Raw genomic sequence first — 26463 nt, 5'->3', positions numbered from 1 at the left:
AGTCGCGCTCAGCGTCTTCTTCTTCCGGGAACGTCCTGGACCACTGGCTGCGAAACGAAGGTGGCGGGTTCGCCGTTCGGCTGCTCGACCGGTTTGGCGTCCTCTGCCTTCCTGCCGTTTACCTTGACCCGCGCGAAAGCGGGGCGGGCTGGATAGGCACAGCCCTTCTGCTGTCCCAGGCCCTTCAGGTATCCGCGCCTGACCGCTCCGGCATAGATCGCCGCCTGAAAGTCGCGCTGGTGCTCGGCAGCGCCTGTCAGCTCGCGCAGGATTCCCCGAAAGGGAATGAACGAGGCCACCACGCTCTTGGCCACCGATCCGGGACTGATCCGGTCGTTTTCGCCTGCGACGACGTCCATGTCGGGGCCGAGTGCGGCATCGAGCGGAGCAATGGCGGCGGCGATGTCCTTGCACGTCCGGACGCCTGTGCTGGCATACGGGTCGGCCTGGGCCGCGAGCAGGACCGAGGGAATTTCGTCCTTGGCGAGGTTGAGGTCGGTGATCGGCGTCATTGCCACGTCCTCTGCGTCGGGCGCACGATTGGCGACCGGCTCGTCTTGGTTTCGCGCACCCACCGGCGTCGCTGCGAGCAGCACGAGCGCCGCGAAGGGCGCGATCCTAGCGGACGTCAACATAGCGGTCGCAGACGGCATCGTTGCCGGTTTCCATGCCCGCCTGAAGCGCCTCCATGCGCTGCCTGCTGGTGCCGTGGGTGAAGTTCTCCGCGCTGACGCGGCCCCCGGTCAGGGCGTCGTCGCCGATTGCGCTGGCGGCGGTCATCCCTTCTTCGAAATCGCCGTGGTCGATCAGGTTGCGGTTCTTGCCAGCCCAGACTCCGGCGTAGCAATCGGCCTGCAGTTCCATGCGGACCTGCAGCTGGTTCGCCGCGCGCGGGTTCTGGCCTTGGGCGCTGCGGATCGCATCGGCCACGCCGGTGAGGTACTGGATGTGATGACCGTATTCGTGAGCGATGACGTAATACCGCGCAAAATCTCCGCCCGCGCCAAGCTGGCGCGCCATCTGGTCGTAGAAGCTCGTGTCGATGTAGATGCCCTGGTCGGCCGGGCAATAGAATGGCCCCATCGCAGAAGTGGCCCCGCCGCAGCTCGAGCGGGTGCCGCCGGAATAGAACACCAGGGTGGGCTGCTGGAACGGGATGCCGGCACGCTGGAATTCGGGCTGCCAGGTCTGGTTGAGTGACTGGAGGGCGTTGCAGGCCTCGGTCGCGTACTGGTTCGACGTGCAGAGCTGTTCGACCGAACGGGCGGAACCGTCGCCCTGCGTCGCTGGGACCGTTTGCTCGGACCCGCCGCCACTCAGCATCGAGGTCGGGTCCACCCCGAACACGAGTGCGGCTATCAGCGCGATGACCAGCGTGCCGCAGCCGATGCCGCCACCCGCTCCTCCAGGGAAACCGCCACCACCGCCCCCGCGAACGTTGATGCTCGATGGATCGAACCGGTTGAGCCGCATGCACAAACCCCCGTTTTTGCGCGGCCCGGCCGCAATCTCTCTGGACACGCGCGCCGCGGCTCGCAAGAGCAATTGCGCGGCCATGTCGGCCGGTTAATCCGCGAGGGAGGTGAAATGTTCCTGTCCGGCAAGCGCGCGCTCGTCACCGGTTCGACGTCGGGCATCGGGCTCGCAGTCGCCCGCGCCCTGCGCGCCGAAGGCGCCGAGGTCGTTCTCAGCGGGTTCGGTGACGAAGACGAGATCGCCCGGTTGTGCACGACGCTTTCCGCGCGGCACGTGCCCGCCGACCTGACCACCCGCGAAGGGTGCGAGGCCCTGATGGCTGGCGCTGGCGACGTCGATATCCTCGTCAACAACGCCGGAATGCAGCACGTCAGCCCGGTAGAGGACTTTCCGCCTGAGAAGTGGGACCTTCTCCTTGCGCTCAACCTCACCGCAGCGTTCCACACGATCCGCCTTGCGGTGCCGTACATGAAGGTGTCGGGCTGGGGCCGCATCATCAATACCGCCAGCGCGCACTCCAAGGTCGCCTCGCCGTTCAAGGCAGCCTACAACGCCGCCAAGCACGGGCTCGACGGATTGACGAAGACCGTCGCGCTCGAGGTCGCGGACCGTGGGATCACGGTCAATTGCATCAGCCCTGGTTATGTCTGGACGCCGCTGGTCGAAAACCAGATCCCCGACACCATGAAGGCCCGGGGGATGACCCGCGAGCAGGTCGTCAACGACGTCCTTCTGGTCAAGCAAGCAACCCGCAAGTTCGTGCAGCCGGAGGAGATCGGCGCGCTGGCCGTGTTCCTCTGCCGGGAGGAAGCGCAGAACGTCACCGGCGCGAACTGGAGCGTGGACGGCGGATGGACCGCCGAGTAGGAAAACGGGGGGAGGAATCCAGGGGGTGAAGATGCGGGTCGCATGGCTCCTGGGCGTGTTGCTGCTGGCCGGATGCACCGGCACGCGGCCCCCGGCAGCGACCCTGTCGACCGATAGCCTCCTTCGCGCGGCCATATCGCGGCACATCGACGTTCTTGCCAGCGACGATTTCGAAGGGCGCAAGCCTGGCACCGAGGGCGAGGCCAAGACGCTGCGATACCTGGCCCGCGAATGGCAGGCGGCAGGTCTTGAATCGGGCACCAACGATCCCGCGCACCCCTGGTTCGCGCCGGTCGAACTGGTCAGCAGTACGCCGGAACGCAGCGCGGTCCGCTTTACCCGTGCGGGCCGGACCGCTCTGCTGCCGCGCGACGAGGTCGTGGCATTCGCCTCGGGAACGCGCGGGCTTGTCGAGGATGCCCCGGTCGTTTTCGTGGGCGAGCAGGGCGAACGGCTCGACAGCGCCGCGCTTGCCGGGCGGGTCGTGCTGATGATGTGGGATCATGCGGGCCAGACCGAACAGCGCGAGGCGCTGCTGCGCGGGGGCGCTGCGGCGGTGCTGGCGATCGTCGGCGACCGGGCTGAACTCGACAACCTCGTCGAAGTCCGGCGGCGCGGAAGCTACCGCCTGGCCGAGGCGGACGGAGCGGACACGCTTGACGGGTTCGTCACCCGGAGCGCGGCTGCCGCGCTGATCGGCCGCGACCGGTTCGAAGCCCTGGTGCGCGACGCCCGCGAGGCCGATTTCCGTCCCGTGGCGCTGGATCTCAGGTCGACGATAGAGGCGGTGTCGGTCGCCGGCATGGTACGAACATTCAACCTGATCGCGCGGCTTCCCGGCAAGCGTCCCGCCGCCGGTGCGGTGCTGGTCCTCGCGCACTGGGATCATTTCGGACACTGCAGCCCCGACACCGGTTCACCGGGAATATGCAACGGCGCGGTCGACAACGCGAGCGGCCTTGCGGTCCTCACCGAGGTCGCCCGGCGCCTCGCATCGGGTCCGCGGCTCGAGCGCGACGTCTATTTCGTCGCCACGACGGGCGAGGAGTGGGGGCTGCTCGGCGCGCAGGCCATTGCGGAAAATCCCCCTATCCCGCTCGACACGATCGTCGCCGCCTTCAATCTCGACACGGTTGCCGTGGCGCCCGCGGGTACGCCGGTGGCGATCGTGGGGAGGGGGCTGACTCCGCTCGATCCGGGGATCCTCGAAGTCCTGCGGCTTACGGGACGGCGCGAAAGCGAGGAGAGACTGGCGCAGGAATACCTGCGCCGGCAGGATGGATGGGCGCTGCTCCAGCGCGACGTGCCGGCGGTTTCGGTCACGAGCGCGTTCGGCTCGGCGGAGGCGCTCGACCGCTATATCGCCCAGCGCTATCACCAGCCGACCGACGAGCCTGGGGGGATCGAACTGGGCGGGGCCGTCGAAGACCTTTTGCTGACCGAAGCGCTGGTGCGCTATTTCTCCGATCCGGCCAAGTGGGCGGCCACGGCAGGAAAAAGCGCCGCCCCCCTCTAGCCGCCTCGGCAACCTGCCGTTAGATGGGCCGCCACGATTCTCTTGGGCAAAGCGCAATCCAGTGGCACACGACGATATCCCCCTCGGCCTGACTTTCGACGACGTGCTTCTGCGCCCGGCGGAAAGCGACATCCTGCCGAGCATGGCCGACACGAGCACGCGGCTGACCCGCGACATCGCTCTCAACATCCCGGTCGTATCGGCGGCGATGGACACCGTGACCGAAGCGGACATGGCGATCGTCATGGCGCAGCTCGGCGGGATCGGCGTGCTGCATCGCAACCTCGATCTCGAAGCGCAGTGCGCCGCGGTGCGCGCGGTCAAGCGGTTCGAAAGCGGCATGGTCGTCAACCCTATCACGATCGGCCCCGAGGCGACGCTGGGCGAGGCCCAGGCGTTGATGGCCGACAACCGGATCAGCGGCATTCCCGTCACCGACGGGAGCGGCAAGCTGTGCGGCATCCTGACCAACCGTGACGTCCGCTTCGCGGAAAATCCGCGCCAGCCGGTCCGCGAGCTGATGACGAGCGAGAACCTGGCGACGGTGCCTCTCGGCACGAACCAGGACGAGGCGCGGCGGCTGCTCCACCAGCGGCGGATCGAAAAGCTTCTGGTGGTGGACGACAACTACCGCTGCGTCGGCCTGATCACCGTCAAGGACATCGAGAAGGCTGTGACCTATCCCGATGCGACCAAGGACGAAAGCGGCCGGTTGCGCGTGGCCGCCGCCTCGACCGTGGGGGACAAGGGCTTCGAACGCACCCGGGCGCTGATCGAGGCCGAGGTCGACGTCGTCATCATCGACACGGCGCACGGGCACAATCGCGACGTCGGACGGGCGGTCGAGGCCGCGAAGAAGCTGTCCAATTCGGTCCAGATCGTCGCCGGCAACGTCGCCACCGCGGAAGCCACGCGGGCGCTGATCGATGCCGGCGCGGACGCGGTGAAGGTCGGCATCGGTCCGGGGTCGATCTGCACCACGCGCGTCGTCGCGGGCGTTGGCGTGCCCCAGTTGACCGCAGTGCTCGAATGCGCGGAAGAGGCGGCACGGTCGGGCGTGCCCATCATCGCCGACGGGGGGCTCAGGACCTCGGGCGATGCGGCCAAGGCGCTGGCGGCGGGCGCATCGAGCGTCATGGTCGGCTCGATGCTCGCCGGAACGGCCGAGAGTCCGGGCGAGACGTTCCTCTACCAGGGTCGCAGCTACAAGGCTTACCGCGGGATGGGCAGCGTGGGCGCGATGGCGCGCGGGAGCGCGGACCGCTACTTCCAGCAGGACGTTTCCGCACTCAAGCTGGTGCCCGAAGGGATCGAGGGGCAGGTGCCGTACAAGGGGCCGGCGAAGGACGTGATCCATCAGCTTGTCGGCGGCATCAAGGCGGCGATGGGCTACACCGGCTCGGCGACGCTCGAGGACCTGCGCCAGCGCGGCAGGTTCGTGCGGATCACCAACGCGGGCCTTGCCGAGAGCCACGTGCACGACGTCGCGATCACCCGCGAGGCGCCGAACTACCCCACGCGGTGACGGGGCGATGACCCCTGCCGCGCGGGTCCAGGGTGCAATCGAAATCCTCGATGCCGTGATCGAGGCGGCAAGCACCGGTGGGGCGCCCGCTGACCGGCTGATCGCGGATTATTTCCGGGCGCGGCGCTATGCGGGATCGAAGGATCGCCGCGCTGTCCGCGATCTTACTTATGCTGCGATCCGGGCCTGCGGGCCGGTCCCCGCTTCGGGCCGGGCAGCGATGCTGCGGCTCGCCGCCGAGGACCCGGCCTTGGCCTTGCTGTTCGATGGTTCGGCGCACGCGCCGGCGCCGATCGCGGAAGGCGAGCAGATCGCCTTGCCCGGTCTTGCGCCGGAATGGCTCGAACGCGCGCTGGCGCAGTCCGGTATCGCTGGCCCGCCGGCCGAGGCACTCCTCGCCCGGGCCCCGCTCGATATCCGGGTGAATACGCTCAAGGCCGATCGCGGCGCGATCGATCTGCCGGCGGCCGCCGTACGAACCGAGGCACCGCAGGGGCTACGGCTCGAGCCCGGCACGCGCGTGGAGCAGTGGGACGTCTTTCGCGACGGACTGGTCGAGGTTCAGGATACCGGGTCGCAACTTGCCTGCCAGGCGGTTGCCGCGGCGCCCGGCGAAACGATCGTCGACCTGTGCGCAGGGGCGGGCGGCAAGACGCTCGCGCTAGCGGCCGAGATGGGCAATCGGGGGACGCTGGTGGCCTGCGACACCGATCGCCAGCGCCTGTCGCGCCTGGCACCGCGTGCCGAACGGGCCGGTGCCGGGATGATCGAAACGCGCCTGCTCGATCCGGGCAAGGAACTGGAAAGCCTCGAAGATCTCGCGGGCAAGGCCGACGCGGTGCTGGTCGATGCGCCGTGTTCGGGAACCGGCACCTGGCGCCGCAACCCCGAGGCGCGGTGGCGGCTCACGCCAGGCCGTCTCGCGCGCTTCGTGGAAGCACAGGAGCGGCTGCTGGGAATTGCGGCCGACCTCGTGCGGCCGGAGGGGCGGTTGATCTACGTCACCTGCTCCCTGCTCGACGCGGAAGGGGCGGACCAGATCGACCGCTTCCTCGCAGCTCGCTCCGACTGGTCGGCCGGACGCGTCGATCTACCGCTCGGCCGCGCGCGGGGGAAAGGTTGGCGGGTCGAGCCGTTCCACGACGGCACGGACGGATTTTTCATCGCGCGTGCAACTCGCGCGTGTTAACCAGCCGCGCTATGGCCGAGCCTGATCCTGCCCGGACCCGCCCTGGTCGCCTGACCGTGAAGGAGTTGCTGATGCGTTTCGCTGCCCCCGCTGCCGCCCTTGCCGTCGTTCTCGCGATGACCGCCAGCGTGGGTGAAGGGGCCGATCACGTCACCGATCCGCGCGCGGCCGCCCTGGTGGCAGAGGGCCGCGCCGCCCTTGCGGCGGGCGAGCCCGAAAAGGCGGTCGACGCATTCGAGGCGGCGCTGACCGTCGATCCTGCCGCGACCTCGATCTTCCTCGATCTTGCCGATGCCGCCCGGCGCAACGGACTGCAGGGCAAGGCGATCCGTTATTATCGCGAGGCGCTCGCGCGTGAGCCCGACAACCTCGCCGCCCTGTCGGGCGAGGGCGCCGCGCTGGTCGAAAAAGGTGCGGTCGAAAAGGCGCGCCGCAACCTCGCGCGCCTGCAGTCGATGTGCGGCGACAAGTGCGCCGAGACCCGGGCGCTCGCCACCGCGATCGACAAGGGTCCCCAGCCACGGGTGCTGACCGCTGAAGCGGTTCTTCCCGACACGGTCGTTACCCAGCAGAACTGATCTCTCGTCCGGTCAGACGAGCGGGCGGAACTGCTCGACGACCGTGCGATAGACGCGCTTCTTGAAGGGCACGATCAGGTACGGAAGCTCGTCCGGCTCGACCCAGCGATATTCGCAGAATTCGGGCGGATCGTGCGCCTCGAGGTCGATGTCGGCATCACCGCCGGCGAAGCGGGCGAGGTACCAGGTCTGTTCCTGTCCGCGGAAGCGACCGCCCCACAGCTTTCCGATCAGGTCTTCGGGCAGGTCGTAGCGCAGCGGTTCGTCGAGCCTGCCGATAAGCGACACGAGTTCGCTGGTGATCCCGGTTTCCTCGGCCAGTTCGCGCAAGACCGCCGCGTCGAGGTCCTCGCCCGGATCGACGCCGCCCTGCGGCATCTGCCACCAGTCACCTTCCTTGTTGTCGATCCGCTTGCCGACGAAGACGAGACCATGGGCGTTGACGAGCATGACGCCGACACACGGCCGATAGCCAAGCTCGGTCACGAGTGGCGCTCCACCGCCGCCCTGATCGCCCCGATCAGCGCGTCGACGTCGCCTTGCGAACTCGGGACCGCCTTGCGCATGTTGATATACCCGTGGACGTTTCCGCGCGCCTCGAGATAGGTCACCTCGACCCCATTCCGGATGAGCTGCGCCGCATAGTCGCGGCCGGGGTCGCGGATGGGGTCGAGACTGGCCGTGGTGAGCACCGTGGGCGGAGAAGCGGCGAGATCGCGATGCAGCGAAGGGTACCGGCGGCTGCTTTGCAGGTCCCCGGCGTAGCAGGCGTCGAAATAGTCGATCGACCGCGCGGTCAGGAAAAATCCCTCGCCGAAAGCGCCGTGGCTCATCGTCCCGCGCGGTGGCCCCGCATCGGGATAGATGGGGGCCTGGACAATCACCGGCACTGCGGCCGGGGTGCTCGACAATGCCTGCGCGACGACGATCGACAGGTTTCCGCCCGCGCTGTCCCCACAAGTGACCAGGCCGGTCACACTCCTCCCGAGTGCCTCCGGGCTGCCGGCGGCCCAGCGCGCCGCCGCTTCGCAGTCGTCGGGAGCGGCGGGGTAGGGTGCTTCCGGGGCGCGGCGGTAATGGACCGCGATCACCGGCAGGTCGAGCCCGTGGGAAAGCTCGGTGCAGAAGGCGTGATGCGATTCGAGGTCGCCGATCACGAAGCCGCCGCCATGAAAGAACATCACCAGCGGTCCCGGCTCGCGGTTTTCCCGCGGGTCGTAGAGCCGCAGCGGGATGTCTCCCGCGGGACCCGGGCAGGCAAGGTCGCGGATGACCGCGAGGTCGCGCGCCGGCGCCTCGGTCAGCATTCCCAGGGCGAGGTACGCCGCGCGGGCCTCGTCCGGGGTCACATCGGCGAGTGGCGGACTCGGGTTTGCGGCGAGCAGATCGAGCAGCTGGCGCACGTCGTCACGTACGAAAGGTTCAGTGTCTGCCAACGCGAATGCCCCGCCTGTGGTCCGGAGCGGGGTGATTAACCGGCGCGAAGTCGCTTTTCCACTCGACAATTTCTCGCACGGGGAGAAAAACTTGGTTGTGGAGGGGATGGACGCTCCCTAGGTGCGCCCACCCGAGAACAGGCGTCAGCAAGACGCACGACAAGGAATTCCGATGGCGACTCATGCCCTCGATTCGACACAGACCGCGCCCGCGTCCGACAATCCCGAAGCCGTAGTGGTTCGTTTTGCTGGCGATTCCGGTGACGGGATGCAGCTCACCGGTGGCCAGTTCACGCTATCGACCGCGCTTGCCGGCAACGACCTTGCCACCTTTCCCGATTTCCCGGCCGAAATCCGCGCGCCGCAGGGCACGCTGTTCGGGGTGAGCGCATTCCAGATCAATTTCGGCAGCCGCGAAATCAACACCGCGGGTGACGCGCCCGACGTGCTCGTCGCGATGAACCCGGCCGCGCTCAAGACGAACCTCGACGCGGTCAAGCCCGGCGGACTGATCATCGCCGACACCGGCGAGTTCACCAAGCGCAATCTCGACAAGGCGAAGTACGACGCCAATCCGCTCGAGGACGGCAGTCTTGCCAAGTGGGACGTGCTCGCATTCGACATCAGTGCGCAGACGATCGAGGCGGTGAAGCCCTTCGGCCTCGGCAACAAGGACGCGCTGCGCTGCAAGAACATGTGGACGCTCGGCCTGGCGATGTGGATGTTCGGCCGGCCGCGCAAGCCGATTCACGACTGGTTGCGGCAGAAGTTCGCCAAGGCGCCAGAGCTGGCCGAGGCGAACATAGCGGCGCTCGACGCCGGTCACGCCTATGGCGAAACCGCCGAGCTGTCGGGACCGCTCAAACAGCTCCACCTCGACCCTGTGCCGACCGAGCCGGGGCTCTACCGCACGATCACCGGAGCCGAGGCGGTAGCACTCGGCCTCGTTGCGGGCGCGCAGTTGCTCGAACTTCCGCTGTTCTTCGGCGGCTACCCGATCACGCCGGCCTCCGCGATCCTGCACCACCTTGCGCGGCTGAAGGAGTTCGGGGTCACGACGTTCCAGGCCGAGGACGAGATCGCCGCGATCTGCTCGGCCATCGGTGCGAGTTATGCCGGGCAACTCGGCGTCACTTCTTCGTCGGGTCCGGGCATTGCGCTGAAGGGCGAGGCGATGGGCCTCGCGATCATGACCGAGCTGCCGCTGGTGATCGTCAACTCCCAGCGCGGCGGGCCATCGACCGGCCTGCCGACCAAGACCGAGCAGAGCGATCTCTACCAGGCGGTCTATGGCCGCAACGGCGATGCGCCGATGCCGGTTATCGCCGCGCGCAGCCCGGCCGACGTTTTCGAATGCGCGATCGAGGCGTGCCGCATTGCAGTCCAGTACATGACCCCGGTGATGCTGCTTACCGACGGCTACATCGCCAACGCCGCCGAGCCCTGGAAGGTGCCCGACCCTGCGACTTTCGAACGCGCCCCGGTCCGCTTCCTCGAGCAGAAGAATGCTGGCGACGAACTTCTCCCCTACAAGCGCGACCCGAAGGGTGCGCGGCCGTGGATCAAGCCCGGGACCCCCGGCCTGATGCATCGCATCGGTGGGATCGAAAAGGCGGTGGACACCGGCCACATCGACTACTCGCCGGGTAACCACCAGGCGATGACCGACGCGCGCAAGAACAAGGTCGAAGATATCGAGATTGCCGACCAGGACGTCTGCCTTGGCGATACCTCGGGCAAGCTCGTCGTGGTGGGCTGGGGCAGCACCTTCGGCCCGATCCACCAGGCCGTGCGCCGCAGCCGCGCGAAGGGTCTCGACGTCAGCCACGTCCACGTCCGGCACATCTGGCCCATGCCCGGAAACCTCGGCGACCTGCTGCGCGGGTTCGACAACGTTCTCGTGCCGGAAATGAATACCGGTCAGTTCAAGACCGTCCTGCGTGACCAGTACCTCGTCGATGCGCAGCCGCTGACCAAGACCAGTGGCCAGCCCTTCCAGATCGCCGAGCTCGAAGCCGCGATCGCGAAATACTTCGACGACATCGAAGGCAACGAGGGCGGTGAGATCGAGCCGAACGAACAGCAGCTCCCGAGCGTGAAAGCGGTGAACCCATGAACGACATGACCCCCATAGAGACCACGCTCAAGGACTGGGAAACCGACCAGGAGGTTCGCTGGTGTCCGGGCTGCGGCGACTACGCGATCCTCAAGGCGGTACAACGCACGCTGCCGCAACTGGGCGCCGATCCGGCGAAGACGGTCTTCATCAGCGGGATCGGCTGCTCGAGCCGGTTTCCGTACTACATCGAAAGCTATGGCTTCCACACGATCCACGGTCGCGCACCGGCGGTGGCGACCGGCGTGAAGCTCGCCAATCCGGACCTCGATGTCTGGCTGGTGACCGGCGACGGCGACGGCCTGTCGATCGGCGGCAACCACCTGATGCACGTCCTGCGCCGCAACGTGAACATGCAGATCATGCTGTTCAACAACGAGATTTACGGCCTCACCAAGGGCCAGTACTCGCCGACCAGCCGCGAGGGTACGCAGAGCCCCTCGACCCCCTATGGTTCGATCGACCATCCGGCCCGTCCGGCCGCCTTCGCGCTCGGCTCGGGCGCGCGCTTCGTCGGCCGCGGGTTCGACGTGTCCAAGAAGCTGCCCGACGTGCTCAAGGCCGCGCACGCCCACCAGGGTGCCGCCTTTGTCGAGATCTTCCAGAACTGCATCGTCTACAACAAGGACGTGTTCGACGCATTCGCGGCTCCAAAGGGAGCCGAGGACCGCCAGCTGTGGCTGGAGCACGGCGAACCCATGCTGTTCGCGGGCGGGACGCAGGGTATCGCCCTCGACCGGGCAAAGCTGCAGCTCAAGGTGGTCGATGTCGTCGACGGCGATTGGCAGGCGGCCGATGTGATCGTGCACGACACCACAAACCGCTCGATCGCGCATATGCTGGTCGAGATGCCGTTCGGCCCGTTTCCGATGGCCCTGGGCGTCCTCTACGATGACCCGCGTCCGACTTTCGAGGCGGCGGTGATGGAAGAAAAGGCTCGCGTTTCCGAGGGCAAGGAAGCGAACCTCGCAAAGCTTCTCGCCAAGGGGCAGACCTGGACCGTCGACGGCACCGCTCAGGACCCGGTCTGAGCCGACACTTGCGCAGCGCATCCGGCCGGACAATTCTGCAGGTCGAGGCCGGGGCCGCCTCAGTGCGTCGCGGGATCGAAGGACTGGACCGTTTCGCTGTCTGCGGCGGCCTTCGCGGGTGCATAGAGCAGCGCGGCTGCCAGGAAGGCCCATCCCGCGCCGCCCAGCCAGCCGGCCGCCACGTCGCTCGGAAAATGCACGCCCAGCATCACCCGGCTCCAGGCGATCATGGCGGAAAGTATCATGGCGCTACCGACGATCGTGTAGCGCACCGAATGGCGCGCGCTCATCGATGCGAAAGCGAGCGCCATCGCGATGTAGACCACCGCGGCATTGAAGCTGTGCCCGCTGGGGAAGCTCGCGCCGCCCGCTTCGGTGAGGTGGGGCACGATCTCGGGGCGAGGACGTCCGACCAGCGCCTTCATCCCGCTGTTGACGAGCCAGCCCATGACTACCGTCGCCGCGAACAGGACGGCCTCGCGGCGCAGTTTCAGGAACAGAAGTGCGACGACAGCGGCGATTGCGAAGAGGTTGCGCAGAAATACCCCGCCGAGTCCGGTCACATCGCGAACGGCTTCGTGAAGCAGTTCCGGGCCGCGCGCGACGAGCTGATCGCCGGTGCGATAGAAGAGCAGGCCCCATTGATCGAAGCTACCGGTACGGTCGTTGGCAACCGCCCAGACCATGAATGCATAACCCGCCCACAGCACGGCCGCCGCGGCCAGCGCCTTGCGCCGGTCGATAGTAAAACCGCGAGACGGCAGCAGCACGGTTTCGGCCGGGATCGGCGGTTCTTCCGGGGTAACGTTGTCGGGATCGTTCATGGCAGGGGAACAAGCACCGAGCGGCTTGTGTTCCGATTCCGATGACCGCTCCGCAAATCGTCTGGCTTCGGCGCGACCTTCGCCTGGCAGACCAACCGGCCTTCCATGCGGCCGCACAAGAGGGGCCGGTGATCGCGGTCTATGTCCTCGATGACGAGGCCCCGGGCGAACACGCGATTGGTGGCGCGGGGCGCTGGTGGTTGCACCACTCGCTCGAAAGCCTGGCGCGCGACCTGGGCAAACACGGTTCGCGGATCGTGCTGCGCAAGGGTGACGCGGCGACCGAGCTCGCGAACATCGCAAGGGAGAGCGGCGCGGCCCGCGTCCACGCGATCCGGCACTACGAACCTTGGTGGCGGGACGCAGAAGACGCGTTGGCGAAGACGGTCGATCTTGCGCTTTACGACGGCAATTTCCTGCTCCCGCCGGGCGCGGTAACGACTGCTTCGGGAGAACCGTACAAGATCTATACCCCGTTCGCGAAGGCCGTTCTCGATGAAATGCCGCCGCGCGAACCCTTGCCCGCGCCGTCGACGATTCACCGCCCCGATTCATGGCCGCAAGGCGATGCGCTCGATGACTGGAAGCTGCTTCCCGTGCGGCCGGACTGGTCGGGCGGTATTGCCGACTTCTGGGATGTCGGCGAAGCGGCGGCCCGCCGTCGACTCGAGGAATGGTCGGACAGAGTCGCCGACTACGAAACCAGCCGGAATCTGCCTTCCGTCGTTGGTTCGTCGCGCCTGTCGCCGCACCTGCACTGGGGCGAGATCAGTCCCGCACAGGTATGGCACCGGCTGCACGGACGGCGCGGTCAGGGGTGGGCGACCTTTGCCAAGGAACTGATCTGGCGCGATTATGCGCAGAACGTGATCGCCCAGTTTCCCGGCTATCCGCGCGAAAGCTATCGCAAGTACGACGAGCGCAAGCTGTGGCGCCACCCCGCTGCCGGCCGCCTGATCGCGCGGGATCTGAGGCGGTGGCAAAGGGGGCTGACCGGGTATCCGATCGTCGATGCCGGGATGCGCCAGCTCTGGCAGACCGGGTGGATGCACAATCGCGTGCGAATGATCGCCGCCAGCTTCCTCGTCAAACATCTGCTGATTGACTGGCGCGAGGGCGAGCGATGGTTCTGGGATTGCCTGGTCGACGCGGACTACGCCAACAACGGCGTCAACTGGCAATGGGTGTCCGGCACCGGGGTGGACAGCAACATGTTTCCGCGCATCATGGCCCCGCTGAGACAAAGCGAGAAGTTCGATGCTGCCGGCTACATTCGCGCCTTCGTGCCCGAACTCGCCGGTTGCCGAGACGCAGCGATCCACGACCCCCCGGACGAAGAACGGGGCGCGTATCCCACCAAGATGATCGGCCACAAGGAAGCGCGTGAACGCGCTCTCGAGGCCTACCGCAACAGCAAGGGATAACTTGATTTCGCGACCCGCGCGGGTTCATAGCGAAGCCATGCGGGCTGAAGGGCTAGGCAGGGGAGGCTCCCTTCTTTCGGCGGGCGATCGCTTTGCGCGGCGCCCGGGTTGGCTTGCGCGCCTGTTCGCGCCGGGCTTTCACAAGATACTCGACAGGATCGACGCAGGACTCGAAACGGGCTCGATTCTCGGATTGCTGCCGGACGGGACGAGGCGCCTGCTGGGTGGCCGCAATTCCGGCTTCGAAGCCGAGGTTCGCATCCGTGACTGGCGGGCGCTTCTCAGGCTTGCGACCAACGGGTCGATCGGTTGGTACCAGGCGTGGGAAGCTGGGGAATGGGACAGCCCGGACCCGATCCCGGTTTTTGCTCTGTTCATGGCGAACGGCGATGCCCTTGGGGACACGGGACGCGCGCGCGGGCCGTTCCGGTGGGCCGCGCGGTTCGTTCATTGGCTCAACCGGAACACGCACACGGGCGCCGAGCGCAACATCCATGCGCATTACGATCTCGGCAACGATTTCTATGCCGCCTGGCTGGGCCGGTCGATGTGCTATTCGAGCGCGATCTTCGAAGACGCGGACGGTCCCGGCCGGTCGCAGCAACGTCTCGATCCGCTCGATTACGCCCAGCTTGCCAAGGCAACTGCCATGCTCAACCGGGTCAACGCCCACGAGGCCACGTCGATTCTGGAGATCGGCTGTGGCTGGGGAATGCTGGCACACGCCGCGGCGCAGAACGGGCGCGCCCGGGTCGATGCGATCAGCCTGTCGGACGAACAGCTTGCCTTTTGCCGGGCGAAGGCATCCGATCCGGCCAATCCGCGCTTCCTGAAGCAGGACTACCGCGACACCCATGGGCAGTACGACGCGATCGTCAGCGTCGAGATGGTCGAGGCACTGGGGCGCGAATACTGGCCGACGTTCATGGATTGCGTCGCGCGCAACCTGAAGCCCGGCGGCCGCGCCGCGATCCAGTTCATATCGATGAAGGAATCGCTGTTCGAAGCCTATGCCCGCAGCGCCGACTTCATCCAGGCTTACGTCTTTCCCGGAGGGCTGCTGATCAAGTCCAGCGAGTTCCGCGCCTTGGCCGAGGGACGCGGCCTTGCCTGGACCGACGAAACCCGCTTCGGCGACCACTATGCGCGCACGCTGCGGCTCTGGCGGGAAAACTTCGACCGCGCGGTCGAGGAGGGGGGGCTACCCGCCGGGTTCGACGACCGGTTCGTGCGTCTCTGGCGTTATTACCTGATGTATTGCGAGGGCGGATTCCTCGGCGGGGGAATCGACGTGCACCAGGTCACTCTGGTGAAGCCGGCCGGCTAGGGCGCGGCGCCGCTCCTGCCTGGCGCGAAAACGCCGTTCAGGCTACTGGTCGGTATACGGTGCCTCCGCCCGAATATCGCGCCAGGATGTTGTCGTGCACGATGGGACTCAAAAGTTCCGAGAAGGCGCAACCGGCGATGCAGTTGTCCCACCAGACCACCTCTGCCTGAAGCGATTCGAGGCCCGGCAGGGTCAGCCAGCAGAACTGGCCGACGTGCATCCGATTGATCGCGGCGGCCGAAAAGCCTGATATCGACAAGTCGTGAACGACGGTGCGGAATGGGCGTCCACCCGAAGCGCGCAACTGCGCCGGAATGCTGATCTTGGTCCGCGGCGCGCAGCGGTCCTCCTGCGCGGCCAGAGCGTAACGGTCGGTCGTATTGATCATGGCGACAAGCCCTTGTTCGCGTCCCTTGGGTGCGTCTCACCGGAAGTCTCCGGTCAGACACTCCGCACGGTGCCTCAAGGTGCTTTCCCGATCCCTGAGGGATTGGGTTAAGTCGCAGCTAAGGACGATCGCGGTGCCGCGTCGCGAAGTCCTGTTGCAGCAAAGTCACGATGCGCTTTGCCACTTCCTCGGGCGGCTTGACGCTCGCCGGGTCCTCGCCGGGGTAGGCGCGCGCGCGCATTGCCGTCCTGGTCGCGCCCGGATCGACGATGGCTACCCGGGTGTCTCCAAGCTTCTCGATTTCGAGGGCATAGCAATCAAGCATGGTTTCGAACGCCGCCTTGCTCGCCGCGTAGGCGGACCAGAACGCGCGAGGACTTGTACCGACCGAACTCGTCAGGCCGATGACGCGTGCGTGCCCCGCGCGCTTGAGCAGCGGATCGAGCGAGGCGAGCAAGGCCTGGGTGGCGAGAACGTTGGTCGTCAGGGCCTGTCCCAACTGCTTCTGGTCGACCTGGGTCACCGGCGTAAGGGTGGGAAGGTACGCGGCATTGATGACGAGAATGTCGAGCCTGTCCCAGCGATGGGCGATGGCCGCGGCGAGACGGGCGATGGCGTCGGGCTCGGCCAGGTCGAGCGGAGCGATCGTCGAACTTCCGCCGACGGCATGGATCGAATCCTCGACCGATTCGAGTGCCTTCACGTCGCGTGCGGTCAGGACGACGTGGGCGCCGGCTTCGGCGAGGGCCAGCGCGGTCGCGGCACCGATGCCCCTGCTGGCTCCTGTCACGAGCGCAATACGCCCATCAAATGGCTTGGTATCAGTCAATTAAGCGACCTTGTTGACAGGAAATGAAAGCTGCGCCTCGCGCGATTCGCGGGCCGCGAGGTCGGTCAGCGAAGTCGGGTAGTCGCCGGTGAAGCAGGCATCGCAGTACTGCGGGCGCAGGGCATTGCGACTGGTTTCGCCGACTGCCCGGTAGAGTCCGTCGATCGACACGAAGGCAAGGCTGTCGGCCTTGATGAACTCGCGCATCGGCTCGATCTCCATCCGGGCTGCCAGCAATTTCGAGCGTTCGGGCGTGTCGACGCCATAGAAGCAGGAATGCGCGGTCGGCGGGCTGGCGACGCGGAAGTGGACTTCGGTCGCGCCCGCGTCGCGCATCATCTCGACGATCTTCATGCTCGTCGTGCCGCGGACGATCGAATCGTCGATCAGCACGATGCGCTTTCCTTCGACGAGGCCGCGGTTGGCGTTGTGCTTGCGCTTGACGCTGGAATGGCGGGCGCTGTCGCCGGGCTGGATGAATGTCCGTCCGACGTAGTGCGAGCGAATGATGCCGAGTTCGAACGGGACGCCCGATTCCTGGGCGTAACCGATCGCCGCCGGCACGCCACTGTCCGGAACGGCGACGACCAGGTCGACGTCGGCGGGTGATTCGATGGCGAGCTCGCGGCCAATCGCCTTGCGCGCTTCGTAGACGGACCGCCCGTCGAAGATCGAATCAGGGCGGCTGAAATAGACGTGCTCGAAGATGCACGGGCGCGCCTGTCCGGCCACGAAGGGATGGCTGGATACCATTTTCCCGTCGAAATCGACACGCACGATCTCGCCCGGGTCGACCTGGCGGACGAAATCGGCGCCGATAACATCGAACGCCACCGTTTCGCTGGCGAACACCGTCGCATCGCCCAGCTTGCCCATCACGAGCGGCCGGATGCCAAGCGGGTCGCGGCAGGCGATCATCCCCTCGGGCGTCATGACGATGAGCGAATAGGCACCTTCGACGAGGCGCAGGGCATCGATCAGGCGATCGATCGTGGTCGGATAGCGGCTCGTCGCGACGAGGTGGATGATCACCTCGGTGTCCGAAGTGGACTGGAAGATCGCGCCCTTGCGGACGAGCTCGTCGCGCAGGCTCTGGGCGTTCGATATGTTGCCGTTGTGGGCGACGGCGAAGCCCCCGGCTGCAAGATCGGCGTAGAGCGGCTGCACGTTGCGCAGGCCCGATCCGCCTGTCGTCGAATAACGGACGTGCCCTGCCGCCATGATTCCCGGCAGTTCCGCCAGCGCATCCTGCGAGGAGAAGTTTTCGGCGACATGGCCCTGGCCCCGGCGCGAGAAGAAATCCTGCCCGTCGAAGCTGGTGATGCCTGCGGCTTCCTGGCCGCGATGCTGGAGCGCGTGCAGGCCCAGCGCGGTCACGGCCGAAGCGTCGGGCGCACCGATGGCGCCAAAGACGCCGCACTCCTCGCGGAGCTTGTCGCCGTCCGCCGTCTCGAACGGATGATGGAAGTTCATGGGGCTGTCGGGCCTCGCTGCTCGGGGCGCTCAATGGCGATGTTGTGTCGCAAAGACAAGGCTGCTTGCGCGAAGTGACTGGCCATTGCGTGCGGCAAGAAGGGTCCCTACACGCGTGCGCATCACGCTTCCCTGAACGAGACGCGCACCCCTTGCTGCTTTCCCCCTTCGAATGGACGATCGCCAAGCGCTACATGTTGCCTGGCAAGGGCGAGGGCTTCATCGCGCTCGTCGCCGGGATCAGCGTGGGCGTGGTGATGCTGTCGGTCGCGCTGCTCGTCGTGGTGATGAGCGTGATGAACGGCTTTCGTGCCGAACTGCTCGACAAGATCGTCGGGCTCAATGGCCATGCGATCGTGCAGGCGTACGGCGGCCGGCTCGATAACTGGCAGGAGATCCTCCAGGACATCCGCAAGACCCCCGGAGTGACGAAGGCGAGCCCGCTGATCGAGCAGCCACTGCTGGTAACCTTCAACGGACGGGTCGAGGCGGTCCTCGTGCGCGGCAACACGGCGCCGGACATCGCCAGCCTCGAGGACAAGGTCGTCGCCGGCAACCTCTCGCTGCTCAAGCCCGATGCGGGAGAGGTCGCGATCGGCGCGCGCCTGGCCGAGAACATCGGTGCGCAGATCGGCGACACGATCACCATCATCAATCCCGCCGGACGGTCGACGCCGTTCGGCACGGTTCCGCGGCAGGTCGGCTACCGGGTGGCGGCGATATTCGAGATCGGCGTCTACGATTACGACAAGGCGTTCGTGGTGATGCCGATTGCCGATGCGCAGACCCTGATGCTGATCGGCGACACGATCGGCATGATCGAGGTGACGACCGACGATGCCGACAAGGCGGCCGAATACCTCGCGCCGATCGCCAAGCGGTTGGCCGGGCAGGCGGTCGTGTCCGACTGGAAGCAGATCAACGCCTCTTTGTTCGAGGCGCTCGAGGTCGAGCGCGTGGCCATGTTCTTCGCGCTGTCGATGATCGTGCTGGTCGCCGCCTTCAACATCCTGTCCAGCCTGGTCATGCTGGTGCGCGCCAAGACGCGGGACATCGCGATCATGCGCACGATGGGCGCGACGCGGCGATCCCTGCTCAAGATCTTCGTCACCGCGGGTTTCACCGTCGGCGCGGTCGGGACCGGCACGGGAATGATCCTGGGCTTCCTGATCCTCGCCTTCCGGCAGAGCATCGTGAACGTGATCCAGGCGGTCACCGGACAGAACCTGTGGGATCCGTCGGTCCGCTTCCTGACGACGCTTCCGGCGCGGGCCGATCCGATCGAGATCGTCGGCATCGCGCTGCTGGCACTCGTGCTCAGTTTTCTCGCGACGCTCTATCCTGCCTACAAGGCGGCGAGCACCGATCCGGTGCAGGTGCTGCGCTATGAGTAGCCCCGCCGTCGTCCGACTGACAGACCTCACCCGCTCGTTCGAGCAGGGCGGGGTGCGGATCGAGGTCCTGCGCGGGGTCAACCTGACCGTCGCTCCGGGCGAGATCGTCGCGCTTCTCGGCCCATCGGGTTCGGGCAAGTCCACCATGCTGCAGGCGGTCGGCCTGCTCGAAGGCGGGTTCGGCGGCAAGATCGAGATCGCGGGGATCGATGCCAGCGCGCTGCCGCCCGAGGGGCGCACGAAGCTTCGGCGCGACCACCTCGGCTTCGTCTACCAGTTTCACCATTTGCTGCCCGATTTCAACGCGATCGAGAACGTGGTGATCCCGCAGCTCGTAGCTGGCCGGGCCAAAGGCGAAGCCGAAGAGCGCGCGCGATCGATCCTGAGCTCGCTGGGGCTCGGGCACCGGCTCGATCACCGTCCAAGCCAGCTCTCGGGAGGCGAACAGCAACGCGTGGCGGTGGGCCGGGCGCTTGCCAATCAGCCGCAGCTCGTGCTCGCCGACGAGCCCACCGGAAATCTCGACGAGCACACCGCCGACATCGTGCTCGAGCAGTTCCTCGCGCTGGTCCGCGGCGAAGGCAGTGCGGCGCTGGTCGCCACCCACAACGAACGCCTGGCGGCGAGAATGGACCGGGTGGTCCGGCTGCACGAGGGCGTGCTCGAATAGGTCCCCGGTCGAAGCGGGCAGGCCATTCGCCCGACCCGGTCTGATTTCTGCTAAGGCGCCTGCTGAGTTCACCTCGGGGAGATGCCGCCATGTCCGCAACAATCGCCGTCCTGCTCCTTGCCCAGGTTTCCGCCGGCGCGGCCACGCCTCCGTCAGCGCCTGGCCGCCCAGGCTGCGAAGGCGCGGCATTTTCCGCGTTCGACTTCTGGATCGGCGAGTGGGACGTCTATCCCGAAGGCAAGGAGCAACAGGTGGCACGCAGCCGGATCGAGAAGCTCTATGCAGGCTGCGCGGTGCGTGAAAACTGGATGCCGCTGAAGGGGGCTGGCGGTGGCAGCCTCAACGCCTACGATCCGGACACCGGCTTGTGGCACCAGACCTGGGTCGGCAGCGCGCCGGGACCGGTCTTTTTCACGGGCCGCCCGGTGGCTGGCGGCATGGTCCTGACCGGGCGCTGGAAAGGGTCCGGGCCGAACGGAGAGGACGGGTTGACGCGCATGACTTATGGCCGTCGTCCCGATGGCTCGGTGCGCCAGCACGGCGAGTTTTCCGGCGACCACGGGATGACTTGGCAAACGACCTTCGACCTGATCTATCGCCCTCGGGACATTCAGTCCGAAGGGAACCAGCACCCATGACCACGATCGCCGATTTCACCGTCGAGACGGCTGACGGTACCCCGCTCGACCTCGGGGAGAAGCTTGGCAAGGTCCTGCTGGTGGTCAACGTCGCGAGCAAATGCGGATTCACGCCCCAATACGAGGGTCTGGAGGCGCTTCAGCGCAAGTACGGCGACAGGGGGTTCGAGGTGCTGGGCTTCCCCTGCAACCAGTTCGGCGCGCAGGAGCCCGGCGACGCCGAAGAGATCGCGACTTTCTGCAAGCTCACCTACGACGTGACCTTTCCAGTGCTGAAGAAGATCGAGGTCAACGGCGAAGGAGCCAGCCCGCTCTACGACTGGATGAAGTCCGAGGCGCCCGGGCTCATGGGATCCAGATCCGTGAAGTGGAACTTCACGAAGTTCCTCGTCGATCGCGAGGGCAACGTGGTGAAGCGGTACGCGCCGCAGGACGCGCCCAGGTCGATCGAGAAGGACATCGAGAAACTTCTCTGACCGCTGTGGACAAATCGCCCGCGCGAGGCCTTTACGAATCGCGGGGGGAACCACCATCTTCGGGCATGGCCTACGCCCCGTTCGTCCCCTTGCGCGTCATGTCGAGCTACTCGATGCTCGAAGGGGCGATCGATCCGAAAGCCATTGCGCGGCTTGCCAAGGACCGTGGCTTTCCGGCGATCGCGATCTGCGACCGCAACGGCCTTTACGGCGTGGTCGCGTTCGCCAAGGCGTGCTTCGACCTGGGGGTTCAGCCGATCATCGGCACGCTGCTTGGCGTTTCGCGCGACGCCGCCGGCGCGACGATCGACTACCTGCCCCTCTTTGCGCAGGACGAGGCGGGTTATGACAACCTTTGCCATCTCGTAAGCCGGGCGCACCTGGCGCGCCCGCTGGAACTTCCCGCGCACGTCGCCCCCGACGATCTCTGCGGACATACGGACGGCCTCATTGCACTGAGCGGGGCGGGCGAGGGCGCGCTGACCCGGCTGCTGGCTGCCGAGCGGACCGATGATGCCGAAGCGCTGTGCGACCGGCTACAGAACCTGTTCCCGGGCCGCTTCTACATCGAGCTTGCCCGTCGCAGCAGCGCGGTGTGCGATGCGGCGGAGGATGCGCTGATCGATCTTGCATACGCGCGCGACCTGCCGCTCGTCGCGACCAATCCGGCGAACTTCGCCGACCCGCATTTCCATCCGGCGCACGATGCCATGCTGTGCATCGCGAATTCCACCCACATCGATGCCGCCGAGCGTCCGCGTTCGAACCCGGAGGCCTTCGTCAAGTCGGCCCCGATGATGGAGGAACTGTTCGCCGACCTTCCCGAGGCCACCGCGAACACGCTCGTCGTGGCGCAGCGATGCGCGTTCGCGCCACCCAGGCGCGATCCGATCCTGCCGAGCCTGGCGGGGGACCTGGAGGGCGAGGCGCGTATGCTGGCGGAGGATTCACGCCGGGGTCTCGCCGCGCGGCTCGAGAAATACGGGGAGCTCTCCGATGACGAGCACAAGGTCTACACCGACCGGCTCGAGTTCGAGATCGACATCATCAACCAGATGGGCTTTCCGGGCTACTTCCTGATCGTTGCCGACTTCATCAAGTGGGCCAAGGACAACGGGATACCGGTGGGGCCGGGCCGCGGATCGGGCGCCGGCAGCCTCGTCGCCTGGGCGCTGACGATCACCGATCTCGACCCGATCAAGCTCGGCCTGCTGTTCGAGCGGTTCCTCAACCCCGAGCGCGTGTCGATGCCCGACTTCGACATCGACTTCTGCGAAACGCGCCGCGGCGAGGTGATCCGCTACGTCCAGGCGAAATACGGCAACGACCACGTCGCGCAGATCATCACCTTCGGCAAGCTCAAGGCGCGCGCGGTGCTGCGCGACGCCGGGCGTATCCTGCAGATGAGCTACGGTCATGTCGACCGCTTGTGCAAGATGGTGCCCAATCACCCGACCGATCCCTGGACGCTGCCGCGCACGCTGAACGGCGTGTCGGAATTCAAGCGCGAGTACGACAACGACGACGATGTGCGGCGGCTGATCGACCTCGCGATGCAGCTCGAGGGGTATCCGCGCAACAGCTCGACCCACGCCGCGGGCGTTGTCATCGGCGATCGGCCGCTGGCGAAGCTCGTCCCGCTATACCGCGATCCACGGTCCGATATGCCCGTGACGCAGTTCGACATGAAGCACGTCGAGAGTGCGGGGCTGGTCAAGTTCGACTTCCTTGGCCTCAAGACGCTGTCAGTGCTGCAGAAGGCGGTCGAACTGCTCGCGAAGCGCGGCGTGACGATCGACCTCGGCACGCTCCCGCTCGACGACCCGCAAGTCTACGAGTTGATGAAGAGCGGCAACACGGTCGGCGTATTCCAGCTCGAATCGGAAGGGATGCGGCGCACGCTGACGGCGGTGAAGCCGACCAATTTCGGCGATATCATCGCGCTCGTATCGCTCTACCGGCCGGGGCCGATGGACAACATCCCGCTATTCGGCAAGCGCAAGGCGGGCGAGGTGCCGATCGAATATCCGCACCCCAAGCTCGAGGGCATCCTCGCCGAGACCTACGGCATCTTCGTCTACCAGGAACAGGTCATGCAGGCCGCTCAGATCCTGGCGGGCTATTCGCTCGGCGATGCCGACCTGCTCCGCCGGGCGATGGGCAAGAAGGTCCAGGCCGAGATGGACGCCCAGCGCCAGCGTTTCGTGGACGGATGCGCGAAGGTTTCGCAGATTCCGCCCAAGCGCGCGAATGAACTGTTCGACTTGATCGACAAGTTCGCGGGCTACGGCTTCAACAAGTCGCACGCCGCCGCCTATGCGTTGCTGGCGTACCAGACGGGCTGGCTCAAGGCGCATTACCCGGAAGAGTTCTACGCCGCGTCGATGTGCTTCGACATGCACCAGTCGGAAAAACTGGCGGTGTTCGTCGACGATGCGCGGCGCGCGGGAATCGAGATCGCACCGCCTGACGTGAACCGGTCCGAAGCGGAATTCACGGTCGAACGCACCGATGAAGGCTACGCGGTGCGGTACGCGCTCGCCGGCATCAAGAACGTCGGCGAGAAGGCAATGGAGGCGCTGGTCGAGGAGCGCGAGGCGCATGGCTGGTTCGAATCGCTCGAGGACCTGTTCGGGCGAATGCCGAAGGGATCGATGAACTCGCGCCAGCTCGAGGGCCTCATCGCGGCGGGCGCGCTCGACCGGCTCGAGCCCAACCGGGCCAAGCTGTTCGCCAACGCCGACCTGCTGCTAGCGGTCAGCGAAGCGGCCAACCGCGAGCGGGAGAGCGGTCAGGCGGCGCTTTTCGGCGGTGAAAGCCAGCCGGATACCGCCCTGCGGCTCAGGGATGTCGAGGAATGGCCGCGCGCGGAACGGATGGCGAAGGAGCGCGAGAACTTCGGCTTCTACTTTTCCGCTCACCCGGTCGAGCAGTATCGGGCGATCGCCTCGGCGAACGGCGCGCGCAGTTTTGCCTCGTTGATGGAATCAGGTGCGCCGAGCGGGGGCCGGGCGCCCGCGGTCATGGCTGCCATGGTCGAAAAGGTGAACAAGGGTCGCACGCGCAAGGGCAAGGACTTCGTGCGGGCGGATTTCTCGGACAGTTCGGGACAGTTTTCCGCCGCCTGCTTCGAGGAATCGCTGGTCGCCAGCTTCGTCAAGTGGGCGGATGAAGGCACCTGCGTGCTGCTCAACGTCGAACTCGACAGCCCGAGTCCCGACGAGCCACCGCGCGTGACCGTGCGCGGCGCGCGGCCGCTGCGGGACGTGAAGGCGGCGGCCCGGATGGTGCTGACCCTCGATGTCGATCAGCCGGAAGCGATCGAGGCGCTCCGGTCCCAGCTCGTCCCCGGCCCGGACGGCCGCGGCGAGGTTCGCGTGCGATTGCGAACCGGCGGCCCCGGCGAACCGGTCGTGCGGCTCGGGTGGAGTTACCAGCTCGACGGTGAACTCGCCGAACGCTTGGCAAGCGTCGAGGGACTTGCCAATGTGCAGCTCACAACCCAGCGCGGCCCCAGCCTGCGACTGGTCGCCTGATCCCGGCCTCCGCCCGGAGACGGGCTAGTAGGAGGAGAGATCGATGGCGTTTTCGGCGCTTGGGGCGATGCAGGATTGGGATCTGGTGGTCACGCACCTGATCGATCACGCCGCGCGGGAATATGGCGCGCGCGAACACGTTACCCACTGGGCCGACGGCAGCGAGACGCGGACCGACTGGGCCGGCGTCCGCCGCGATGCGCTGCGGATGACCCAAGCCCTGCGCGCCGCCGGCGTGCGCAAGGGCGACCGGGTGGCGACGCTTGCGATGAACCACAGCCGGCACCTCGTAAGCTGGTACGGGGCGGTGGGCGCGGGCGGGGTGCTCCACACGATCAACCCGCGATTGTTCGACGACCAGCTCGAATACATCGTCACCCACGCCGAGGACCGGGTGCTTCTCTACGATTCCGCCTTCCAGCCGATCGTCGACCGGATGCGGGAGAAATGGCCCTGCGTGGAAACATACGTGTGCTTCGATTCGGGGGAACACGCGCCCGCCTTCGAGGACTGGATCGGCGCACACGACGGCGATACCCAGTGGGAACCCGTCGGCGAGCGCGATCCCTGCATGCTGTGCTACACCAGCGGAACCACCGGCAATCCCAAGGGCGTCCTCTACGAGCACCGCTCGACGATGCTGCACGCGATGACCGGCGTGCAACCGAACCTGTTCGATGCCGATTCGCGTGCGGTCGTCCTGCCGGTCGTGCCCATGTTCCACGCAGCGAGCTGGGGTCTGCCGTGGGCTGGCACGATCCCGGGGATCAAGTTCGTCTATTCCCAGGTCAATGATCCCGAGATCCTCTGCGGTCTGATGGACCGCGAGGGCGTGACCCATTCGGCCGGGGTGCCGACCGTCTGGCTCGCGATGTTCAACTACCTCGATTCGGTCGGCAAGGACGTTCGCGACGTGGGCAAGCTGCGTCGCGCGATCATCGGCGGATCGGCCGCGCCGAAGTTCATGATCGAGCGGTTGATGAAGAACGGCGTCAGTGTGGCGCACGCGTGGGGCATGACCGAGACGAGCCCGATCGGCACCACCGGCTCGCCGCCTGCGGGGTGGGAGGAGATGACCTTCGACGATCAGGTCGCGCTGGTGATGAAGCAGGGGCGTCCGGCCTTCGGCGTGGAACTGCGTTGCGTCGATCTTGACGATCCGACGAAGGTCCTGCCGCGCGATGGCGAAACATCGGGCGCGCTGCAGGTTCGCGGACCATGGGTGATCAAGCGGTACTTCAAGGGCGAGGGCGATGCCGTCGATGCCGACCAGTGGTTCGATACCGGCGATGTCGCGGTGATCCATCCCGATGGCACCCTGCAACTGACCGACCGGACAAAGGACGTGATCAAGTCGGGCGGCGAATGGATCAGCTCGGTCGTGCTCGAAAACGCCGCGGTCGGCCATCCGGCGATTGCCGAGGCGGCGGCCATTGGCATACCCCATCCCAGATGGGACGAACGGCCAATCCTGGTGTGCGTGGCCAAGCAGGGCTCGACCGTGAGCGGCGAAGAGGTGCTCGCCCACCTGAAGGACAAGGTCGCCAAGTGGTGGCTGCCCGACGCGGTCGAGTTCGTCGACGAGATTCCTCACACCGGGACGGGCAAGATCAGCAAGAAGGACCTGCGCGAGCAGTTCCGCGAATACAGGCTTGAGGGGGCCGAATGAGGACTGCTCCGGTCACGCCCGTCGCACCGAACGGTTCTGTCGCGATGGCCATCAGACGCGCCGTGTGTAGCAGGCGGTATT

23 protein-coding genes are annotated in these 26463 nt (G+C 66.5%); 15 read left to right on the top strand and 8 right to left on the bottom strand.

What is annotated here, in order from left to right:
• Positions 1 to 8: 8 nt before the first annotated feature.
• Complete coding sequence (locus N0B51_RS04360; protein ID WP_259961011.1) at positions 9 to 596, bottom strand: hypothetical protein; 588 nt, start codon at positions 594 to 596, stop codon at positions 9 to 11.
• Positions 597 to 618: 22 nt separating this feature from the next.
• Positions 619 to 1473 (bottom strand): KPN_02809 family neutral zinc metallopeptidase, encoded by an 855-nt coding sequence (gene ypfJ, locus N0B51_RS04355; protein ID WP_259961010.1) that lies wholly within the window; start codon positions 1471 to 1473, stop codon positions 619 to 621.
• Positions 1474 to 1587: 114 nt separating this feature from the next.
• Between ypfJ and N0B51_RS04350 the strand changes: the two genes are divergently transcribed.
• The 5 genes from N0B51_RS04350 (at position 1588) to N0B51_RS04330 (ending at position 7151) form a co-directional block, all read left to right on the top strand.
• Positions 1588 to 2343 (top strand): 3-hydroxybutyrate dehydrogenase, encoded by a 756-nt coding sequence (locus N0B51_RS04350; protein ID WP_259961009.1) that lies wholly within the window; start codon positions 1588 to 1590, stop codon positions 2341 to 2343.
• Positions 2344 to 2374: 31 nt separating this feature from the next.
• Entirely contained in the window at positions 2375 to 3859 is a 1485-nt protein-coding gene (locus N0B51_RS04345; protein WP_259961467.1) for a M28 family metallopeptidase, read from the top strand.
• Between the two features lie 61 nt (positions 3860 to 3920).
• Entirely contained in the window at positions 3921 to 5384 is a 1464-nt protein-coding gene (gene guaB / locus N0B51_RS04340; protein ID WP_259961008.1) for an IMP dehydrogenase, read from the top strand.
• Between the two features lie 7 nt (positions 5385 to 5391).
• Positions 5392 to 6573: an RsmB/NOP family class I SAM-dependent RNA methyltransferase gene (locus N0B51_RS04335; RefSeq protein WP_259961007.1), complete on the top strand. Its 1182-nt coding sequence runs from the start codon at positions 5392 to 5394 to the stop codon at positions 6571 to 6573.
• Positions 6574 to 6644: 71 nt separating this feature from the next.
• Complete coding sequence (locus N0B51_RS04330; protein ID WP_259961006.1) at positions 6645 to 7151, top strand: tetratricopeptide repeat protein; 507 nt, start codon at positions 6645 to 6647, stop codon at positions 7149 to 7151.
• Positions 7152 to 7163: 12 nt separating this feature from the next.
• Here N0B51_RS04330 and N0B51_RS04325 read toward each other — a convergent pair whose 3' ends face one another.
• Positions 7164 to 7637 (bottom strand): RNA pyrophosphohydrolase, encoded by a 474-nt coding sequence (locus tag N0B51_RS04325; protein WP_259961005.1) that lies wholly within the window; start codon positions 7635 to 7637, stop codon positions 7164 to 7166.
• Positions 7634 to 8587, bottom strand: a complete 954-nt coding sequence (locus N0B51_RS04320; RefSeq protein ID WP_259961004.1) for an alpha/beta hydrolase — start codon at positions 8585 to 8587, stop codon at positions 7634 to 7636. Before N0B51_RS04320 ends, N0B51_RS04325 begins: the two co-directional genes overlap by 4 nt.
• Positions 8588 to 8759: 172 nt before the next feature.
• Here N0B51_RS04320 and N0B51_RS04315 point away from each other — a divergent pair, with 172 nt between their 5' ends.
• Entirely contained in the window at positions 8760 to 10703 is a 1944-nt protein-coding gene (locus N0B51_RS04315) for a 2-oxoacid:acceptor oxidoreductase subunit alpha (RefSeq protein WP_259961003.1), read from the top strand.
• Entirely contained in the window at positions 10700 to 11734 is a 1035-nt protein-coding gene (locus N0B51_RS04310) for a 2-oxoacid:ferredoxin oxidoreductase subunit beta (RefSeq protein ID WP_259961002.1), read from the top strand. Before N0B51_RS04315 ends, N0B51_RS04310 begins: the two co-directional genes overlap by 4 nt.
• A gap of 59 nt (positions 11735 to 11793) precedes the next feature.
• On the opposite strand, the gene N0B51_RS04305 is transcribed toward N0B51_RS04310, so the two are convergent.
• Positions 11794 to 12558 carry a phosphatase PAP2 family protein gene (locus tag N0B51_RS04305; RefSeq protein WP_259961001.1) on the bottom strand — a complete coding sequence of 255 codons (765 nt, stop codon included), beginning with the start codon at positions 12556 to 12558 and terminating at the stop codon, positions 11794 to 11796.
• 41 nt (positions 12559 to 12599) lie between these two features.
• On the opposite strand from N0B51_RS04305, the gene N0B51_RS04300 reads away from it, so the two are divergent.
• A complete protein-coding gene (locus N0B51_RS04300; protein WP_259961000.1) occupies positions 12600 to 13982 on the top strand; it encodes a cryptochrome/photolyase family protein in 1383 nt (460 codons plus the stop codon).
• Between the two features lie 37 nt (positions 13983 to 14019).
• Complete coding sequence (locus N0B51_RS04295; protein WP_259960999.1) at positions 14020 to 15309, top strand: SAM-dependent methyltransferase; 1290 nt, start codon at positions 14020 to 14022, stop codon at positions 15307 to 15309.
• A gap of 37 nt (positions 15310 to 15346) precedes the next feature.
• On the opposite strand, the gene N0B51_RS04290 is transcribed toward N0B51_RS04295, so the two are convergent.
• From N0B51_RS04290 to purF, 3 genes are all read right to left on the bottom strand, one after another.
• A complete protein-coding gene (locus N0B51_RS04290) occupies positions 15347 to 15697 on the bottom strand; it encodes a PilZ domain-containing protein (RefSeq protein WP_259960998.1) in 351 nt (116 codons plus the stop codon).
• A 118-nt stretch (positions 15698 to 15815) separates the two neighbouring features.
• The gene (locus N0B51_RS04285) at positions 15816 to 16526 is read right to left on the bottom strand and encodes an SDR family NAD(P)-dependent oxidoreductase (protein ID WP_259960997.1); all 711 of its coding nucleotides are present in this window, start codon (positions 16524 to 16526) and stop codon (positions 15816 to 15818) included.
• The gene (gene purF / locus N0B51_RS04280; RefSeq protein ID WP_259960996.1) at positions 16527 to 17999 is read right to left on the bottom strand and encodes an amidophosphoribosyltransferase; all 1473 of its coding nucleotides are present in this window, start codon (positions 17997 to 17999) and stop codon (positions 16527 to 16529) included. It abuts the gene before it with no gap.
• Positions 18000 to 18151: 152 nt separating this feature from the next.
• On the opposite strand from purF, the gene N0B51_RS04275 reads away from it, so the two are divergent.
• From N0B51_RS04275 to N0B51_RS04250, 6 genes are all read left to right on the top strand, one after another.
• On the top strand, positions 18152 to 19393 hold the full coding sequence (locus tag N0B51_RS04275) for a lipoprotein-releasing ABC transporter permease subunit (protein WP_259960995.1): 1242 nt from the start codon (positions 18152 to 18154) through the stop codon (positions 19391 to 19393).
• On the top strand, positions 19386 to 20063 hold the full coding sequence (locus N0B51_RS04270; RefSeq protein ID WP_259960994.1) for an ABC transporter ATP-binding protein: 678 nt from the start codon (positions 19386 to 19388) through the stop codon (positions 20061 to 20063). The genes N0B51_RS04275 and N0B51_RS04270 overlap by 8 nt, the downstream gene beginning before the upstream one ends.
• Before the next feature lie 89 nt (positions 20064 to 20152).
• Positions 20153 to 20701, top strand: coding sequence for a hypothetical protein (locus N0B51_RS04265; RefSeq protein WP_259960993.1), 549 nt, complete (start codon positions 20153 to 20155; stop codon positions 20699 to 20701).
• Entirely contained in the window at positions 20698 to 21177 is a 480-nt protein-coding gene (locus N0B51_RS04260; protein ID WP_259960992.1) for a glutathione peroxidase, read from the top strand. The genes N0B51_RS04265 and N0B51_RS04260 overlap by 4 nt, the downstream gene beginning before the upstream one ends.
• Before the next feature lie 65 nt (positions 21178 to 21242).
• The gene (gene dnaE / locus N0B51_RS04255) at positions 21243 to 24713 is read left to right on the top strand and encodes a DNA polymerase III subunit alpha (RefSeq protein WP_259960990.1); all 3471 of its coding nucleotides are present in this window, start codon (positions 21243 to 21245) and stop codon (positions 24711 to 24713) included.
• Between the two features lie 43 nt (positions 24714 to 24756).
• Positions 24757 to 26382 (top strand): long-chain fatty acid--CoA ligase, encoded by a 1626-nt coding sequence (locus tag N0B51_RS04250; protein ID WP_259960989.1) that lies wholly within the window; start codon positions 24757 to 24759, stop codon positions 26380 to 26382.
• Positions 26383 to 26463 lie beyond the last annotated feature (81 nt).

The organism is Tsuneonella litorea (assembly GCF_025154015.1).
GTDB lineage: Bacteria > Pseudomonadota > Alphaproteobacteria > Sphingomonadales > Sphingomonadaceae > Tsuneonella > Tsuneonella litorea.
The sequence above is the reverse complement of the archived record's forward strand: the minus strand, read 5'-3'. Positions and strand labels throughout refer to the sequence as shown.